This window comes from Pedobacter psychrodurus (assembly GCF_004331735.1).
GTDB lineage: Bacteria > Bacteroidota > Bacteroidia > Sphingobacteriales > Sphingobacteriaceae > Pedobacter > Pedobacter psychrodurus.
The window spans coordinates 99,973-117,489 of record NZ_SJSO01000015.1; the positions used below are offsets into that span (position 1 = coordinate 99,973).

Sequence of the window (17,517 nt, forward strand, 5' to 3'; positions counted from 1 at the left end):
ACCCGAATTAAACCTGCGAGGTTTGGAAAACAAATATGAAAAAAGTTAAATTAGATATTGTAGGTTTATCTTACAGCCAGACTCAATCTGGTGCTTATGCCCTTGTTTTAGGAGAAGTAAATGGACGCCGTCGCTTACCGATTATTATTGGTGCATTTGAAGCGCAGGCCATTGCTATAGAAATTGAGAAAATGACTCCTAGTAGGCCATTAACACATGATTTATTCAAATCAATGGCTGATACTTTTCATATCAATATTCAGGAAATTATTATTTACAACTTGGTTGATGGTGTTTTTTATGCTAAGCTGATCTGTAGCGATGGTAAAAATACGCACGAGGTTGATGCCAGAACATCTGATGCAATTGCTTTAGCCGTTCGCTTTAATGCGATGATTTATACCTACGAATTTATACTGGCCTCTGCCGGAATCGTAATTGAAGGAAACGATTTTCTTTTTCTGGAAAATATGGATTCAATTGCAAAGGAGCCAGAAGCAGATAGTGTGCCAACATCAACTACCCAACAAGGCTTTGGTGATCTAACTTTGGAAGAACTTCAGCAAAAATTACAGGAAGCCATAGCCGAAGAAGCTTACGAAAAAGCTGCGAGGTTAAGAGACGAACTAAACAAACGGGGAACATCTTAATTTTTCTTTAAAAATGTTCATCCAATCAAAATTTCTTCAGATTTTTCCTGAAAATCCCTAAATAAAAAGCTAAATTCTAAGATGACCCAAATTGTTTAAAATAATTTGGGTGCATTTTGGATTATGATTCAAAATAGTTCTATATTCAGCTTTTACTTTCAATAATCAAACTAAACTATTATTATGAATGTTAAGTTTCGCTTAACTATAATGAGTTTCATGCAATTCTTTGTATGGGCTGCCTGGTTAATTACGATTGCAAATTATTGGTTCGGGACCAAACAATGGGATGGCGCAGATTTTGGGATAATTTTTTCTACAATGGGCATTGCTTCGCTATTTATGCCAACCATAACTGGAATCATAGCCGATAAATGGATCAATGCAGAAAAGCTCTATGCCATTTTGCATATTCTTTATGCAGCCACTATGTTTTATCTGCCTCAGGTAGAAAGTCCGCATAGTTTCTTTTGGGTAATGCTGGTGGCCATGTGTTTTTATATGCCAACCATAGCATTAAGTAACTCAATCAGCTACACAACCTTAAAAAACGGCAACTTCGATGTTGTAAAAAACTTTCCACCCATCCGTGTTTGGGGAACCGTTGGTTTTATTGCTGCCATGTGGCTTACCAATTTAACCGGGAATAAGGCAAGTGCAAATCAATTTTACATTGCAGGTGTAAGTGCATTATTATTAGGGGTATATTCTTTTACACTCCCGGCATGTAAACCTCTGAATTTAATTAGCGAGAAAAAAACATTTGCACAAAAGCTGGGGCTAGAGTCATTTAAGCTTTTTGCTGATTATAAAATGGCACTGTTCTTCATTTTTTCTATGTTTTTGGGCGCTGCTTTACAGTTAACAAATGCTTATGGAGATGTTTTTTTAGATGAATTTAAGCTGTTCCCTGTTTTTGCGGAATCTTTTGTGATCAAGTATTCTACCATCATTTTGTCCATCTCTCAAATATCTGAAACATTGTTCATTCTTGCCATTCCGTTCTTTTTGAAAAGATTTGGTATTAAATGGGTAATTGCAATCGCCATGTTCGCATGGGTATTACGTTTTGGTTTATTTGCCTTTGGTGATCCATCCACCAATTTATGGATGATCATTGCCTCTTGTATTGTATACGGTATGGCCTTCGATTTCTTTAATATTTCGGGATCACTGTTCGTAGAAACTTCAACAACACCTAAAACACGTTCATCTGCCCAAGGACTGTTTATGATGATGACAAATGGTTTTGGAGCTGTTTTTGGAAGTTTAGTATCTGGCTGGATGATCAATAAATATTTTACTACTTATTATAGCAGTATTGATTCGCTATCTAAATATGTAAAGAGCGAAGCAGACAATAAACATCTGCTTCAATTTTTGAAAAACAAAGGAATCAGTGTATTGGAAAATGGAAATTTAAGCAGGGCATTAGATGTAAAAGACTGGCATAATATCTGGCTATCGTTTACCATCTATGTTTTAGTTATTTCAATAGTATTTGTAATCATATTTAAACACAAACATACCCGAGCAGAAGTAGAAGCCATTAACCATTTATAATTTCGATTTATCCCATGTCAGCTGGTAAGTATAGAAAAGAACACAATTGCTTAAACTGCGGTGCCCACGTTGAGAAACATTATTGTAGCGACTGTGGTCAACCTAATTTAGAATTAAAAGAAAGTTTTTGGGGCTTTATCAGCCATAGCGTAGCACATTATTTTCATTTCGACAATAAGTTCTTTCAAACCCTCTCTCCTCTTTTAACAAAACCTGGTCAGGTTACGCTCGATTATCTAGCTGGTAAAAGAGCCAGGTACATCAATCCGGTGAGTATGTACATCTTTGTATCCATCGTATATTTTTTGGTCGTGTATTCACCAAAACATGTAGAAAAGGATTCTGATTATGGCCATATCAGTATTGAAAAGAAAAAGGATCAAAATGTTACGGATAGTGTGAATAAAGCGCTAAAGCTGACTGGGATATCTAAAGACATTGCAAATAAAGCTACAAAATCGATTAATAAAGCAATTCAGAAAAAAGAATTTATTAATCTTGGATTTGCCGATCAGGGAAAGGAATTGAACAGATTAAACGCAGAAAATGCGAAGTTAAAATCTGATTCGCTTACTGATATCATTGACGAATATAATGATATCCATATCGAAAGGAACGATAGCACTTATGCTGCTTATCTATCCAGACAGAAAAAGCTACCTCTTTCTGAACAAGATGGCTGGTATAAGAAATGGAAAAAAAAGAGGGCGATTTCGATCGGAGAAAAATCAGAAGTAATTCAGGAAACCTTAGAACATAACCGACCAAAGCAATACTTTTTGTTAATGCCTTTACTGGCCTGGTTTATTATGCTCAATTTCAGGAAAAACCACATTTACTATTTAGATCACCTGATTTTTACCATTCATGGAATGATGGTTTATTTTATCATCTCCATTTTTACCCAACCCATCATGAAACATGTTTTCGGTGAAGACTCTGTGGTAAGTAGTATTATTAAAGTGGGTGTTACGGTATTTTTGTTCTGGTACATGTTTAAGGCCCTTACCATTTTTTATCAGCGCAAAACCTGGAGCACCATATTTAAAATCTTCTGGATTTTGATTCTTTATGCTGTGGCCTTCAAGTTATCGGAAATGGCAATGATCAATTTGATTTATTACGTAGCTACTTAATACGTTACGTCATCTCGACTGAAGCGCAGTCCCGACATTAAGTCGGGAGAGAGATCTAATCAGAAGTGTTCTCGAGACAGATTTCTCGACTTCGTTGCACTCCGCTCGAAATGACGGTACACGGGGAGCATCGCTACAATGACAGAATTTAATAAAAAATAGAACTCATAAAAAAACCACTCGATACTATCGAGTGGTTTTTTTATACTTAACGAAATTATTTTCTGTCTTTAAGCTCAACAAACTCTCTATCTGTTTCGCCAACATAAATCTGACGTGGACGACCTATCGGTTCTTTATTCTCATGCATTTCTTTCCACTGTGCAATCCATCCTGGTAAGCGGCCTAGCGCAAATAAAACGGTAAACATTTCAGATGGGAAGCCTAATGCGCGGTAAATAATACCTGAATAAAAATCTACGTTTGGATATAACTTACGATCGATGAAGTATTGATCGGTTAAAGCTGCTTCTTCTAATTTTTTAGCAATTTCTAAAATCGGATCATCAATACCTAAGTTTTCTAAGATATCATCACATGCTTTTTTAATGATTTTAGCTCTTGGATCGAAGTTTTTGTAAACCCTGTGTCCAAAGCCCATCATCCGGAATGGATCGTTTTTATCTTTTGCTTTATTAATCCACTTCTCTGTATCACCACCATCAGCTTTAATTAATTCAAGCATATCGATCACAGCCTGGTTAGCACCACCATGTAGTGGCCCCCAAAGTGCGGCAATACCAGCAGCAATTGAAGCATATAAATTACAATCAGACGAACCTACTATACGAACTGTCGATGCTGAACAGTTTTGCTCGTGATCTGCATGCAGAATAAGCAATTTATTCATGGCATTAACAACGATTGGATTTACATCATAATCTTCTGTACGTTGCCCGAATGTCATCCAAAGGAAATTGGTTACATAATCGTATTTATTTTTTGGATAAATAAGTGGATGACCTAATGATTTTTTATAAACGAAAGAAACAATGGTTGGGAATTTAGCCAAAAGTTTAATGATAGTTAAATCTTGTTCTTCTGCCGTTTGATTAGGTTTTAAACACTCTGGATAGAATGTAGACAACGAGAAAATCAGAGATCCCAATTGACCCATTGGATGAGACCTTGATGGATAACCATCAAAGAATTTCTTCATGTCCTCATGAATCAATGTATGCTTGCTAATATCGGCCTGTAGATCTTCTAATTCTTTTTGTGTTGGAAGATTACCATAAATAATCAGATAAATCACTTCCAGAAAACTCGATTTTGCGGCAAGCTCTTCAATTGAATATCCCCTATATTTTAAAATGCCTTTTTCACCATCTAAAAAAGTGATTTTACTTTTTGTAGAACCAGTATTTTTAAAACCAGTATCTAAAGTTACGAAGCCAGTTAAATCTCTTAATTTCGAAATATCAATGGCCTTTTCATCTTCTGTTCCTGTAATTACTGGCAATTCTACTGTCTTACCATCAACTTTTATCTCTGCAATATCTGACATATTATTGTATTGTGTTTATAGCTTTCTAAATTATATAAAATTAATATACATGCATAACAAATCTGTTAAATTAATATGAATAATTAGTCAAAATGACGTAACAATCATGCTTAATAAAACCAGATTTGGAACCTTATTTTGCTTTAATCTCTTCGGCAACCCTACCACATTCTAACATTTCGTTACCGTAATAAGGATTTTTAATTTCCTTTTCGCTTGATAACCAATCTCCTCCATTTCCTTTATTCGCCATTGGACAATGTTGAACATAGATTGTACCTTTTTCTATTTCTGCATTTTTAAGTAAAGCAATTAGATCAGCACTTAAAACAGTAAAATCTTTTCGCTGCGAAACCAGATTATTGCTTGCAGCAATTTTCCCGGCAATATCAGCAGTGGGTTCGCAACCTTCGTAGGCGGCTAAACTATTTTTTAATACAGCAGCAGATTTTTGTGCACTTACAGCATCAGATTTTACCAGCGCATTTTTTAAATCTACATATTGTGTAAATATGGCCAGCTTCTTTTCGTCTTTTATCGAAATCTCATTTTTAACCGATGCAGCATCCGTTTTGGTGGAGTCGTTAGTTTCAGCAGATTTTTTTTCTGCCTGGTTACAGGCCATTAAAGCGGTAAGTATTGCTATTCCGAATATTCTTTTCATTGTATTTGGTTTTGGGTTCAAAATAGCAATTAAAATGGTAAATAAATAAAAAAGTCCCGATTTTCATCGGGACTTTAAATTATATGATGTTTTAATTATAATTTGAAATTGTAAGCTAGTCTCAGATTAAATTGCCCGGTTTTCATGAAGTAAAGATCAGAAGCGCTATTGTTTACATAACCTTCGTATTTCACACCAAGATCAAGACCATTTTTCCATTCATAACCTAAACCTCCGGTATAGATAAAGTTCATGTTGGCACCATCTTTTATAGCTAAACCTGAACCAAGTTCAGTAGCCAGGTACATTCTTTCAATCGGGAATACCCTAACACCACCTAATAAAGGAATAAATTCGAATTTAAGCGGGCTACCTTTCCATTTTAAACGGGTATAGCCACCAGAAGCTGTTACTGCTACGAATGGGCTTAAATCATACTGAAGTTTTACATCTGCACCGTAACCGTAATCCATTTCAGACTTGTCTGGAAATAATCCACCATTTACACCTACACCGATTTTAAAAGCCATACCACTTCCGGCTGTCATTGGTTCCGTAGAATCCATGGTTTGTGCTTTTAGGTTTGATGTGGTTAAAATTGCAAGGGCCGTTAATGTCGTTGCAAAAAGTTTAGTAACTGTTTTCATTTTAGATATTTTAAGTTATTAATTAAGGGTTTAGTTTATATACGTTAAAATATCTAATGTGGATTTTAAAATTTTCATTTTTTTCAGAATGTTGTGAAATAAAAAAGCCCCGACTTTAGTCGGGGCTTTCGATATGATCTGTGATTAAGTTTACAAGCTAAATCCGTAAGCTAAACGAATACCAGCGAAACCAATACTGCCATTGTTTGAGTAACCTTCATATTTAGCAGCTAAATCTAAACCATTACTCCATGCATAACCAATTGCTGGAGAGTAAACAAATGAAGTACCTGAACCCTTATTTGTGCCAAAACCAGCACCAAGCTCAGCTAAACCATAAGCGCCTGCTCCTGAATCATTAAAGAAATATTTTGCACCAACCTTAACTGGGATAATTCCAAAACTTCCACCTCCGTAAGAGTCTTTTATTGAGAAGTTATTATAACCTGCTGTAACAGGAATAGATAATTGTTTATCAACGTTAAATTGATATCTAATGTCTCCACCTACTACTAAGCCATATCCAGTTGTTGTTCCAGCACCTACATTTAATCCTATGCCTAAGTTTCTAGATTGCGCGTTAGCATTTGTAGTAAAGAATAAAGCCACGACAGCTGCTGAAGTAGCAATAATTTTAGTAATTGTTTTCATTTAAGGTTATTATTATTTTTGAGTTAAACTAATATGTTCCAACAAACACAAAGGTTGTGCCAAAAGGGCTTTTTTGAAGCAATTTAGACCTTATTCCAACGTTAAAATGACTAATAAAAGTTAATTTTCGCTAATTGAAACTTTTTCAATAATCAGCTGTTGTAGTAAGTTTGTATCCGCTGAAGCATCTAGCCAAATGATCTCCACATTGTCCTTTTCCATTTTTCTAAAAAAAGTATTTTGTCGTTTGGCATATTGGCAAATGGCAATGCCAAGTCTTAGCTTTAATTCTTCAAAAGTTAATAATCCATCCAGGTAGTTTACGATGAATTTATATTCTAGTCCGTAGAAAACCAATATTTCTTTACTAATGCCTTCTTTAAGCAATTGAGCTACCTCCTCGATTAAGCCTGCTTTGAATCTTTGATCCAATCTTGCCAGGATTTTTGCACGTGTTATTTCCACTTCATTCTTTAATCCAAAAATAATGGGTTTAATTTCAGGCCGCGCTATAGCTTCCAGCGTATTATGTTTCAAATATTCTGCTATCTCTAATGCACGGATTAATCTCTTTTTTGAGGATAGATCAACATGATCAATATTTTGGTTTTTATCACTTTGCAATTTTGAAATCAATTCTTCTTTCGATAATAAATTGAATTGATCTCTTAGTTGTTGATTTACAGGAATCGCAGTAAAAGTTTGATTTTGCAAAAGGCTGTGAATGTACATTCCTGTTCCGCCACAAAGGATGGGTATTTTGTTTTTTTCTATTATAGATTCAAAGGCCTTGTAGAAATCGTTTTTAAAGGCATCTACGTGATAACGTGCGCCCGGCGCTAAAATATCGATTAAATGATAAGGGATTGTTTTGCCGTTAATCTGATATTCTTGCAAATCTTTTCCTGTACCAATATCCATCCGTTTAAATATCTGACGGCTATCGGCACTAATAATTTCTCCATTTAGCGCATCAGCAACCTTTACGGCAAGTTTCGTTTTACCCGATGCCGTTGCACCTAAAATGATGATGAGATTGTGCCTATTCATTAAAATTTGAGAATAAACTTTAAACTTCCTGTGTTAAACACTTCCTTTGACAAAACCTGATGGTCTTTTTTAAGCTGACGATTTAGGTTTTCATCCAGAACATATATTTGAGGTTCCAAAATTGCTGTTTGCTTAAAACCTAATTTGATATAAGCCTCTCCTGCAGACCAATCGCGATCTGCGTAGGTCATCAGGTCATTAGGTTTATACGTTTCAGCGAAAAAAGCAATCAGCTTACTTAGCCCTCCGGTAATAGAATAACCAGCTTTAACGGCAAACCTGATCAATTCTGCCGATTTATAATTTTCGGTATGATTCATTTTGCGAAGTGCCGAAAAAGTAGCAACGGCCACGAGTTCATCTTTTTCAACTAAACCAATTTTATAGCGGCTACTTACTGATCCCTGCAAGTGATTTTCAATTAAAAAAGAATCAGAAACTGGTTTAGTAATTTTGAATACTTTGGTTTTTCTACCGTGAATACGGATATTTTTGCCAAGCAGAGATTTTATTCTCGCTAAAACCTGATCTGGTTTTGATTGCCATAGGTCTTCCCAAAGGTGAATGAGTTTAATACCTTCTTGGTAATATCTTTCTTGCAACCCAATGAAATCTTGTGGGGTAAATTTATGGTTTAAACTTACCAGATGAATTAATAATTGATGATGAATTCGTAATAACCGAAATTTATCTTCTATAAAAAAAAGGCACTCAATTTTATTATTAGCAAGTGCCAAACTTAATTGATGATGCCAGTTAAAATCAGAGGTTAAATTATTCAATCAGTAGAAGATTATGCAGAAAAATTATCTGCTGCAAATTTAACCATCAGATTGTTAAATCCATTCTTTTTCTTTAAAGTTAGTATGGATAATTTCTACGAGGGTTTCTACTTCCTTTAATTTAGGATCATCCAATTCAGTAATTTTTAAACCTGCGGTATTTTCTCCGAAGTGGCTTAAGTTCTGATTCGTTGTAGAAAATTCGGTTGTATTTATTTTAACTTCTACTTCGCTCCCATTAATGTAAACACCAGTAAAAAAGCGTTCAGTTATTTTTTCTCCGCTTAGCTCAATATTTTTTTCACTATACAAATCGTATCCTGTTTCGGAGTTTTCATGTACGGTGTAACCACGTGTAGCATACGGTTGTATTCCGGCCCTAATGGTTTGAAAAATTTCTACAAGATCAGTTTTCATAATTGTATTTGATTTTAGAATTAAACACCATAGTACAATTATTGTTTAGTTTTTATTCTTCCAGCCACCAGTTTTCGGTAGGCAGATATTCAGTTATAATTATTGTTTCCCCTAATTTCGGCGTAACCAAAGGAAGCTGTTTTGCTGCAGCAGCTAGAACGACTCTTTTAATGGGCTCGTTCCATGGATGCATGGCTAAGCTAAATTTACCCCAATGTACTGGCATTAAAACTTTTGCTTTTAAATCGATTGCAGCCTGCACTGTTTCTTCCGGAAACATGTGGATATATGGCCAATAGGCATTATATTGCCCACATTCGAGCAGGGCTAAATCGAAAGGGCCAAACTCCTCACCTATTTTGGCGAAGTGTGTATCGTAGCCAGAATCGCCTCCCAAAAAGAGTTTATATTTGGCAGTGCTCAGTACGAATGCCGACCAAAGGGTTTGATTTCTTTTAAATTTCCTTCCGGTAAAATGCCTCGCCGGAACAGCAGTTAAAACTAAGCTATTAAACAACGTTAGCGATTCATTCCAGCGCAACTCATTTATCTTATCGGCTTTAATTCCCCATTTTTCTAAATGTTCCCCCACGCCAAGCGAAGTAACAATCGTTTTAACTTGTAGTGCAATCTTTAAGATACTATTATAATCCAGGTGATCATAATGATCGTGTGTAATGATCAGGATATCGATATTTTTAAACTCTTCTGCTTTTACTACATCCGTACCCAAAAAGGCCTTACTCCCGATAAATGAAAATGGAGAAGGAGTTTTGCTGAAAATAGGATCAACCAGAATTCTTAAACCTTCTACTTTGATCAGGTAAGATGAATGGCCAAACCAGATAATTTCAGGAGCATCGCTTTTAGGCTTTCCGTTTAAGTTAGGTGCAATAAAAGGAAGTGCTTTATCTGGAGCCTTATTAGGATGTTTTTCGAAAAGAAATGCGTTTAAAACCTTAAGAAAGCTAACACCTTCTGGTTGCATGGGTGTTATCGATTGGTTTTGTAATGCACCATCCTTGTAATTGGGCAATTGATGGATTTTCTCCAGCCTTAAATCTTTTGGTAAACGGCCAAAAACCGGAATATTGGTAATAATAAAAAACATTACAACCAAAAAGAGTACAATATATACAGCTATCATTTCAATTAAAAATAAAACCAAAGTATGAATATGCTTTTATAAAAATAGCTTCAGCTATATATATGACGTATGGATTACTTCCCTCCACCTCATTATTTAACAAAAAATGCCTCAAATTTTGAGGCATTACAACAATAGCTAGGAATAACTTGTTTAACGAATTACGTTATTAAAAATGCGTAAATTTTATACCTTTGAAATGGGTTAAACATATAGCTTAGATAACTTATTGTTTCCTGTTAGCAGGAAAATAACCCGTTTAACGAGGAGTGGTACGAACACTTCTCGTTTTTTCTTTTAAACACCCCTCAATTGAGGGGCATTTTTTGTTAATCATTGGGGTGTTTCTTTATCATTACAACTCATTTTTAATGTCGAAATTCGTTTTAAACGATCCAAAATTGTTTTCTACTTATAAATTTCCTATTATTAATTTTTAGAATAATGTATGGTTTTACTTCCCCGAATGTATCGATATTTACAGGTGGAAGAAAAGAAATGAAAGAAAAAAACAACGCAAACGTTTGATTAATTTTGTAATATTACATATTGAAGAAATTTAATGTAGTTTAGCACTTAGAATGCAATCGAAACCAACCACAATCAAAGAAATAGCCAGAATTTTAAACATTTCTCCCTCTAGTGTTTCCAGGGGATTGCACGATCATCCCAGTATTGGAGCCGTAACGAGAGAGAAAATTAAACAGTTGGCAAAGTCTCTAAACTATGAGCCTAACAATGCTGCAATCCTTTTTCAGAAGGGAAAGACTTATACTATTGGTGTAATTTTACCTGAACTTTCTGAGCACTTTTTCTCCATTGCCATTTCTGCAATTGAAGATGAGGCGATTAAGAAAAATTACACGGTTATTTTTGCCCAGTCGCATGATAACTACGAGCAGGAAGTAAAACTCGTTGAAAAAATGAAGAATCAGCGTGTTGATGGCTTGTTGGTATCCATCAGTAAAGACACTTCGAAATTTGATCATTTTGAGAAGCTGAATTCTTTCAATATCCCTGTTGTATTTTTTGATCGGATACCACCTTTTAAAAATGTTCATTACGTAGCTTGTAGTTTAGAAAGTGCTACTATAAAGGCCGTTAACTACCTACTTAAAAAGGGACATAGAAGTATTGGAATGATTAATGGGCCAACTACTTTATATGCGAGTGAAGAACGTAAAGATGGTTATATGCAAGCCATTACTTTTAACCGTTTAAAGTTCGATCCATCTTTGGTGGTGAACTGTGATTTAACTGAGGAAGGCACTATCGACGCTGCCAATCAATTTTTAAACCATAAGCGTAAACCTACGGCAATTGTAGCCTTTAACGATTATGTAGCACTCTTCTTGATCAAGTATTTCAAAAAACTGAATGTAATTAATGATTTTGATGTGGTGAGTTACGCAAATCTGCCAATTATCAGCTACTTAGATAATTCGCCTGTAGCTTCAGTAGAGCAATATCCATATTTACAAGGACAAAAGGCTGCCAATATCTTGTTAGATCTTATTCATAGTCCTAATTCTGAGAATCAAGCCTATTACAATACCATTGTAGAGTCTGATTTAATTGTAAACGAGGTAAAAGAATAAACAAACGTTTGCGCTGAATTTCTAGCTTTTATTTAAACTTCCTGGTAAAATATTATACTGTTTTTTAAAAGCTGTGATAAAGTGTTGGGCGTTTTTATAGCCTACAAGAAAAGAAACTTCGTTTACAGTTTTCTTTTCCTTGGATAGAAAATAATGGGCCTTTTCCATCCTGATCTTATGGAGATAACCAAATACAGTATGCCCAATTAATTCCTTAAAACCTCTTTTAAGCTTATAATCATTAATACCAACCTTACGCGACAGCTCCATTAACGAATTCGGATGTTGTAAATCGTACTCTACCAATTGTTTGGCCAACAGAATTTTTTCTACATCCTCCTTTTTTAAAACGAGTATTTGTTTTTCTAGTTTTTGATTAAAATAAGCGATAATTAACTCAAATATCCTGGCTTCCAGAAATAGGCGCTTTATCCTACCCTCGTGCTTAGGGTAAATAATTTGCTGCAGTATCAACCCGATTTCCGGGCTAATGGATTTTTGAATTGCAGTTTTGATATAATTAATAAGTTCTCCGCCAGTTACCTCTCGGAAATACTGTTCTGTGAGCTGTATATAAAGGTATCTGCTTTTCGCTGTTACCTTAAATTTAATCGAATTAACGTTGCCTATATTAAAATCCTGCTCGTTTTTAATCAATGATGAAAAATTATCCTGTTCATGATTATAACAATAATTGATCGCACCGCTCATACAAAATAGAAAGCCGATATGTTGCTGAGAAGATTCTAAGCAAAAATTCTCTTCCTGATGCGGATCGATCTCAATAATACCAATGTGAATTCCCCTAAACCACTTTTCTTTTACATGGTATTTCACACCGTCCTTTTCCAATGTTACAGCCTCCTCATTTACATCCTTAATACTATCAAAATTATCAGGATAGGTATTCTTATAAATAATTTTTCCTTTTGGATATGTTGAGAGTTTAATTTTCATCTGTATGTATTCTTTTTTAAAGGTGATGAAGCTATCATGATTTTATTCATTCCATTGAGTGATTTAAAAAATCATGATGGTTTCCTATTCATTTAATCCGTTTGGCGGTATTAATTATCCGTTTAACGTTATCTGTTTTTTGTGATTATCTACAAATTTGCATAATTATTTATAATTAGTCTAAATAAATGAAGATATATTTATCAGTTGTCTTATCGCTTTGTGGATTTGTTACTGTGGCTCAAGAAATTAAAGTTGATACTGCAAAGGCAAATGATTTAAAAGATGTAGTTATTACGGGGCAATATGGGCCGCAAACTTTGCGGAATTCGGTATACAATGTAAAAACAATAAGTGCAGAGCGGATTAAGTTAAGAGCAGCAACCAATGTGCAGCAGATTTTAAATACTGAACTCGGTTTTCGCTTTAGTAACGATTTAACCTTAGGTACAGCTGATGTTTCTTTGATGGGGATGACTGGCAGAAATATTAAAATCCTACTCGATGGCGTGCCAATGGTAGACCGATCGGATGCCCGTGAAAGTTTAAATCAGATTGACATTAATACTATAGAAAGGATAGAAATTGTAGAAGGTCCGATGTCTGTGGTGTATGGTACTGATGCTCTGGCCGGCGTAATTAATATCATAACCAAAAATCCTGGAAAACAATTACTGAGTGTTAACGCACGTGTACAGGAAGAAACAGCGGGAAAAGAATATAACCTACTCAATGGCGCAGGGCAGCACAACCAGAATCTAAGTTTTAGTTGGCAGAAAAAACGCTGGAGTGTGTTATTAGGTGCATCCCATGTCGATTTTGGTGGTTGGAATATGGCTCCAAAAACAGGATTTTTAGAAGAATTTAGTATCTATAAAAATCAATGGAAGCCTAAAGAACAATGGCTTGGTAACACCAAAATAGGTTATAGAAACCAAAATTTTAATATATGGTACCGTGTAGATGGCTTAAATGAAGATATAGATTCGCGTTTTGGAATAAATCCATCAAGTTTTGAAGGAAAGCTCGCCACCTATATGACAAAACGTTATACCCAACAATTGCAGTCTGAATGGAGGGTAAGTAATAAATTACAAGTCACAGCTATAGGAGGTTATACTGATCTAAAACGTTCGACCCATACCGTTATTCATAACTTTACAAATAATACTGAAATTTTAAGTAAAGATAAAGGTGAGCAAGACATAGCAAAATTCAACTCGACCATTTTTAGGGCCACTGCAATTTACACGTTAAATAAATCAGTTTCATTTCAGCCTGGCATCGAATACAATAGAGATGCTGCTAGCGGACAAAGAATTAATGGATCACCTGTAATTAATGATTACGCAGCTTTTATTTCTGCTGAGATTAAACTTACTGATGGAATAAATGTAAGGCCTGGATTGAGGTTTATCAAGAATTCTATTTATCATGCGCCTCCGGTTATACCATCATTAAATACCAAATTTACTTTAACAAAAGATTTAGATCTACGTCTGGCTTACGCTAAGGGTTTTCGTTCGCCTGCTTTGAGGGAGTTGTATTACGATTTTGTAGATGCCAGTCATAATATTTTGGGCAATCCGAATTTAAGAGCTGAAGAATCGAACAGTTTTAATGGCTCGTTGGCCTGGGCAGGCATACACGAAAAAGATCTGCAATTCCGTTCTACCCTATCCGGCTTCTATAATCTATTTAAAAACAGGATTAACTTTGCTCAATCTCCCACAGATAACACCATAACCTCACTATTTAATGTAGAAAAATATAAAACAACTGGTGGTACATTAGACAATACCTTGATTTATAAAAATCTTCAGGCAACTCTCGGGGTATCTTATATCGGCCGATACAATGATTTAAGAGAGAGCAATCTGGATTTGGAGACTCCTGAATTTGCATGGGCCACAGAAGTAAACTCGAATATAACCTATACGTTCCCTAAAATAAACAGTAGCATTAGTTTGTTTTACAAATACACAGGAAGCTTACCAAGCTATAAACTTACAATCGAAAATGATCCCAGCTCAATAAAACTGGTAAAGATTGGCGATTTCCATACCGCAGACTTAATGCTGAATAAAAACTTGTTTAAATCTTTAACCATTAATGCGGGTGTAAAAAACCTCTTTAACGTAACACAACTTAGCAATACTTCAACTGCCACTGGTGGCGCGCATAGTACAGGTGGCGATGTTCCATATAGCTATGGTCGATCGTATGTTCTTGGATTAACCTATAACTGGAATAAACTTTAACAATAAACAACATAATTATAACAAGATGAATAAACTTAACTCAATGATCGCCGTCGCTTTTTTGGCGGTAACATTTATGGCCTGTAAAAAGAACACTGAAGAACCTGTTCTTATTGCTCCTCCTTCTGATGGAAGTACTTTAACACTTAGTGGTAAAACAGCAGAATCAAACTATACAAATATCGTGTATGTAGACTTTAGCGCTGATAAACAAACTTCTGCAGATAGAAAGAGTTTCAATATTGGTTTAACCTCTGATAGTAAATTCAGAGTTGTTCTTAATCCTTCATATCAAACTACAGCAACGGCAACGTCTAAAACCGATATCACATCTGTTACATTGGCAGATCCAGGAACATCAGTTAATTTAAATCACGATATCATGGATCCACTCACTGTATCGTTAGTTGATTATTGGGATGGGAATATCACTAAAACAGCTTTTGCTGAAGTAAGTGCTACCGAGGCTGAAAACAAAGTTTATTTATTAAGTTACGAAGGAAATAAGGATAAAGATAAGTGGTTTAAAATAAAAGTTACACGTAATGGTTCTGGCTACAAAATTCAATATGCCCGACTAAATGAAACTGTAATAAAAACTTTGGATGTACCTAAAAGTGCTGATTATAATCTGGTTTTTGTTTCATTAGAAAACAATAAAATTGTTCAGGCCGAACCAGCAAAAAGTGCATGGGATATTTCATGGAGTTATAGCACTTTCAACTCTGGTTTAGGGTCGCCTTATTGGGTTCAGGACTTTGTTTCAATCAATAACTTAGGCAGTGTGAGTGCGGCAATGGTATCTAAAAAAGATGCTTACGCAACATTTACAGAGGCTGATTTGGCCGGTCTTACTTTTCTATCTGTAAAAGATGTAATTGGAACAACCTGGAGAACTTCGCCTAGCCAAGCCGGTACAGGTGGTGCAGTTAAAGGTGATCTATGCTATATTATTAAAGATGCTACTGGTAATTATTATAAACTGAAATTCAACAGTTACATTTCTGGTGATGGTGGTGAACGTGGTAAACCAGTAATCGAATATAAACTAGTAAAAAGGGATAATGTAAGCTAAGGCTTACGCGCAATAAAAAATATGTTTTGTTAGTTGGATATAGGCTCTCCGCGATGGGGAGCTTTATCTTTTTATAGGGATTATAATTTATGGGCGTCATGCTGAACTTGTTTTACAAGCAGAAATAGTATTTTCAATTGCCTTGTAGCTACTCCGTGGTCAGCATCTATCATGCTACAAGAAGACCCTGAAACAAGTTCAGGGTGACGAGGCGCAGACTGGCGTGGAGGCGTGAGAAATTGTAATACGAAACATTATAAACGCAAAAAGGGCCCCGGCATACCAGAACCCTTTTTGTTTCTTACTCGCGAAATATTATTTTCCAGAGTTTTTCTTGTCAGTTACTTCTGCACGGATTTCTTGTGCTAAAACTTTAAGATCTTGCATTGCTTTACGCACACGAGTACCAGCAGCTGCATTGCCAGCATTATAAAATTTTTCTACATCTGCTTCAATAGCAGCAACAGCAGCTTTAACTTTTGAGAATTTTTCCATCGCTAATTGATGTTTTTAAGGTTTAAAAAATTTATTTTTTCAATAATACATATTTACCTTGAATTAACAACAGAAAGCAAATATTTATTTGAAAGAAGTTTTGCACATTTACACAATCAAAAAAATGCCCTAGCACTATTATAGAGGTATTTTTTTGGATTTTGAGCTTAAAATCTGATAACTTAATTCAGTTGTTTAGATAAGTTGATCAGGTTATTGAAGGTTAAGTTGGCGCTATTTATACAGCGTTTATAATCTGCCTCTGCAACGGTCTGGTTTATTACAGTGACAAATATTTTCCATTTTGTACTCAACTCATCGCCATAAACACCGTAATAATTTAAGCCACCTTCGTGATCTTTAAAATTGGGATTGGCTAAAATATGCCTTTTAATTACGTTTCCACCCAATGTAGCGCCTTCTAATACATACAGCGCACCTAAAACTTCAGCTGTATTTTTTTCTGGAACAAACAATTCAAAATCTAAACCAGGTAATGTTAAACTATCCATATTCCAATAAATTAAGTCTTGCTCTAAAGCAGCGAGCTTTAACCGACCTTTCATTTCTAATTGCTCAGCTATATCGGTATCTAACTTATTCGCGAGCGTATTCTCTAATTTCTGGTGAATAATATAATTAATGGTTAACAGCTTTTTATACTGATCAATGCTTAAAGAATTGTTCATAATCTCATTAACAAACATTAAGGATTCTAATGTTTTATGGTTTTGGGCTGTTTCAGTTCTCAATAAATTGGCAATCATGTAAGGAAGTTTAATTATTAAAAAGAAAAGAGGCTATATCATAAATATAGAATTATCATCCTGAGCCTATCGATGAACCTGTTTAAATGTCTTGCGAGACATTTCCTACTTGTCCGGATTCATCGGAAGTTCAACGTGATAAATTTGAAT

The 17,517-nt window shown here is 35.1% G+C and carries 17 protein-coding genes; 6 read left to right on the forward strand and 11 right to left on the reverse strand.

The annotated features are described in order from the left end of the window. Positions 1–35 precede the first annotated feature (35 nt). From EZ456_RS17130 to EZ456_RS17140, 3 genes are all read left to right on the forward strand, one after another. A complete protein-coding gene (locus EZ456_RS17130) occupies positions 36–650 on the forward strand; it encodes a bifunctional nuclease family protein (protein WP_131532217.1) in 615 nt (204 codons plus the stop codon). A gap of 183 nt (positions 651–833) precedes the next feature. Next, positions 834–2,213 carry a nucleoside permease gene (locus EZ456_RS17135; protein ID WP_131532219.1) on the forward strand — a complete coding sequence of 460 codons (1,380 nt, stop codon included), beginning with the start codon at positions 834–836 and terminating at the stop codon, positions 2,211–2,213. A gap of 14 nt (positions 2,214–2,227) precedes the next feature. Then, positions 2,228–3,349, forward strand: a complete 1,122-nt coding sequence (locus EZ456_RS17140) for a DUF3667 domain-containing protein (protein ID WP_131532221.1) — start codon at positions 2,228–2,230, stop codon at positions 3,347–3,349. Between the two features lie 217 nt (positions 3,350–3,566). Here EZ456_RS17140 and EZ456_RS17145 read toward each other — a convergent pair whose 3' ends face one another. The 8 genes from EZ456_RS17145 to EZ456_RS17180 form a co-directional block, all read right to left on the reverse strand. Beyond that, complete coding sequence (locus EZ456_RS17145) at positions 3,567–4,856, reverse strand: citrate synthase (RefSeq protein WP_131532223.1); 1,290 nt, start codon at positions 4,854–4,856, stop codon at positions 3,567–3,569. Between the two features lie 133 nt (positions 4,857–4,989). Continuing rightward, complete coding sequence (locus EZ456_RS17150) at positions 4,990–5,520, reverse strand: DUF3347 domain-containing protein (protein ID WP_131532225.1); 531 nt, start codon at positions 5,518–5,520, stop codon at positions 4,990–4,992. A 95-nt stretch (positions 5,521–5,615) separates the two neighbouring features. Continuing rightward, a complete protein-coding gene (locus EZ456_RS17155) occupies positions 5,616–6,167 on the reverse strand; it encodes a hypothetical protein (RefSeq protein WP_131532227.1) in 552 nt (183 codons plus the stop codon). A gap of 150 nt (positions 6,168–6,317) precedes the next feature. Beyond that, positions 6,318–6,818, reverse strand: a complete 501-nt coding sequence (locus EZ456_RS17160) for a hypothetical protein (RefSeq protein ID WP_131532229.1) — start codon at positions 6,816–6,818, stop codon at positions 6,318–6,320. 120 nt (positions 6,819–6,938) lie between these two features. Further along, positions 6,939–7,868: a tRNA (adenosine(37)-N6)-dimethylallyltransferase MiaA gene (gene miaA, locus EZ456_RS17165; protein ID WP_131532231.1), complete on the reverse strand. Its 930-nt coding sequence runs from the start codon at positions 7,866–7,868 to the stop codon at positions 6,939–6,941. Further along, entirely contained in the window at positions 7,868–8,650 is a 783-nt protein-coding gene (locus EZ456_RS17170; protein ID WP_131532233.1) for a PDDEXK family nuclease, read from the reverse strand. The genes miaA and EZ456_RS17170 overlap by 1 nt, the downstream gene beginning before the upstream one ends. Before the next feature lie 54 nt (positions 8,651–8,704). Further along, the gene (locus EZ456_RS17175; RefSeq protein ID WP_131532235.1) at positions 8,705–9,067 is read right to left on the reverse strand and encodes a hypothetical protein; all 363 of its coding nucleotides are present in this window, start codon (positions 9,065–9,067) and stop codon (positions 8,705–8,707) included. A gap of 52 nt (positions 9,068–9,119) precedes the next feature. Continuing rightward, positions 9,120–10,214 carry an MBL fold metallo-hydrolase gene (locus EZ456_RS17180; protein WP_165501355.1) on the reverse strand — a complete coding sequence of 365 codons (1,095 nt, stop codon included), beginning with the start codon at positions 10,212–10,214 and terminating at the stop codon, positions 9,120–9,122. Between the two features lie 581 nt (positions 10,215–10,795). Here EZ456_RS17180 and EZ456_RS17185 point away from each other — a divergent pair. Next, positions 10,796–11,812 carry a LacI family DNA-binding transcriptional regulator gene (locus EZ456_RS17185; protein WP_131532239.1) on the forward strand — a complete coding sequence of 339 codons (1,017 nt, stop codon included), beginning with the start codon at positions 10,796–10,798 and terminating at the stop codon, positions 11,810–11,812. 21 nt (positions 11,813–11,833) lie between these two features. On the opposite strand, the gene EZ456_RS17190 is transcribed toward EZ456_RS17185, so the two are convergent. Then, positions 11,834–12,769 carry a helix-turn-helix transcriptional regulator gene (locus EZ456_RS17190; protein ID WP_131532241.1) on the reverse strand — a complete coding sequence of 312 codons (936 nt, stop codon included), beginning with the start codon at positions 12,767–12,769 and terminating at the stop codon, positions 11,834–11,836. A 188-nt stretch (positions 12,770–12,957) separates the two neighbouring features. Between EZ456_RS17190 and EZ456_RS17195 the strand changes: the two genes are divergently transcribed. Both EZ456_RS17195 and EZ456_RS17200 read left to right on the forward strand, forming a co-directional pair. Then, on the forward strand, positions 12,958–15,030 hold the full coding sequence (locus EZ456_RS17195) for a TonB-dependent receptor plug domain-containing protein (RefSeq protein WP_131532243.1): 2,073 nt from the start codon (positions 12,958–12,960) through the stop codon (positions 15,028–15,030). A 25-nt stretch (positions 15,031–15,055) separates the two neighbouring features. After that, positions 15,056–16,105, forward strand: a complete 1,050-nt coding sequence (locus tag EZ456_RS17200; RefSeq protein WP_131532245.1) for an HmuY family protein — start codon at positions 15,056–15,058, stop codon at positions 16,103–16,105. 315 nt (positions 16,106–16,420) lie between these two features. On the opposite strand, the gene EZ456_RS17205 is transcribed toward EZ456_RS17200, so the two are convergent. Then, on the reverse strand, positions 16,421–16,600 hold the full coding sequence (locus EZ456_RS17205) for a hypothetical protein (RefSeq protein WP_010602585.1): 180 nt from the start codon (positions 16,598–16,600) through the stop codon (positions 16,421–16,423). Between the two features lie 182 nt (positions 16,601–16,782). Further along, positions 16,783–17,367, reverse strand: a complete 585-nt coding sequence (locus tag EZ456_RS17210; protein WP_131532247.1) for a biliverdin-producing heme oxygenase — start codon at positions 17,365–17,367, stop codon at positions 16,783–16,785. Positions 17,368–17,517: the final 150 nt, after the last annotated feature.

Excerpts from the sequence above, each read along its gene's own strand:
- EZ456_RS17130 (WP_131532217.1), top strand. The coding sequence starts at position 36 with ATGAAAAAAGTTAAATTAGATATTGTAGGTTTATCTTACAGCCAGACT.
- EZ456_RS17135 (WP_131532219.1), top strand. The coding sequence starts at position 834 with ATGAATGTTAAGTTTCGCTTAACTATAATGAGTTTCATGCAATTCTTT.
- EZ456_RS17140 (WP_131532221.1), top strand. The coding sequence starts at position 2,228 with ATGTCAGCTGGTAAGTATAGAAAAGAACACAATTGCTTAAACTGCGGT.
- EZ456_RS17145 (WP_131532223.1), bottom strand. The coding sequence starts at position 4,856 with ATGTCAGATATTGCAGAGATAAAAGTTGATGGTAAGACAGTAGAATTG.
- EZ456_RS17150 (WP_131532225.1), bottom strand. The coding sequence starts at position 5,520 with ATGAAAAGAATATTCGGAATAGCAATACTTACCGCTTTAATGGCCTGT.
- EZ456_RS17155 (WP_131532227.1), bottom strand. The coding sequence starts at position 6,167 with ATGAAAACAGTTACTAAACTTTTTGCAACGACATTAACGGCCCTTGCA.
- EZ456_RS17160 (WP_131532229.1), bottom strand. The coding sequence starts at position 6,818 with ATGAAAACAATTACTAAAATTATTGCTACTTCAGCAGCTGTCGTGGCT.
- miaA (WP_131532231.1), bottom strand. The coding sequence starts at position 7,868 with ATGAATAGGCACAATCTCATCATCATTTTAGGTGCAACGGCATCGGGT.
- EZ456_RS17175 (WP_131532235.1), bottom strand. The coding sequence starts at position 9,067 with ATGAAAACTGATCTTGTAGAAATTTTTCAAACCATTAGGGCCGGAATA.
- EZ456_RS17180 (WP_165501355.1), bottom strand. The coding sequence starts at position 10,214 with ATGATAGCTGTATATATTGTACTCTTTTTGGTTGTAATGTTTTTTATT.
- EZ456_RS17185 (WP_131532239.1), top strand. The coding sequence starts at position 10,796 with ATGCAATCGAAACCAACCACAATCAAAGAAATAGCCAGAATTTTAAAC.
- EZ456_RS17190 (WP_131532241.1), bottom strand. The coding sequence starts at position 12,769 with ATGAAAATTAAACTCTCAACATATCCAAAAGGAAAAATTATTTATAAG.
- EZ456_RS17195 (WP_131532243.1), top strand. The coding sequence starts at position 12,958 with ATGAAGATATATTTATCAGTTGTCTTATCGCTTTGTGGATTTGTTACT.
- EZ456_RS17200 (WP_131532245.1), top strand. The coding sequence starts at position 15,056 with ATGAATAAACTTAACTCAATGATCGCCGTCGCTTTTTTGGCGGTAACA.
- EZ456_RS17205 (WP_010602585.1), bottom strand. The coding sequence starts at position 16,600 with ATGGAAAAATTCTCAAAAGTTAAAGCTGCTGTTGCTGCTATTGAAGCA.
- EZ456_RS17210 (WP_131532247.1), bottom strand. The coding sequence starts at position 17,367 with ATGATTGCCAATTTATTGAGAACTGAAACAGCCCAAAACCATAAAACA.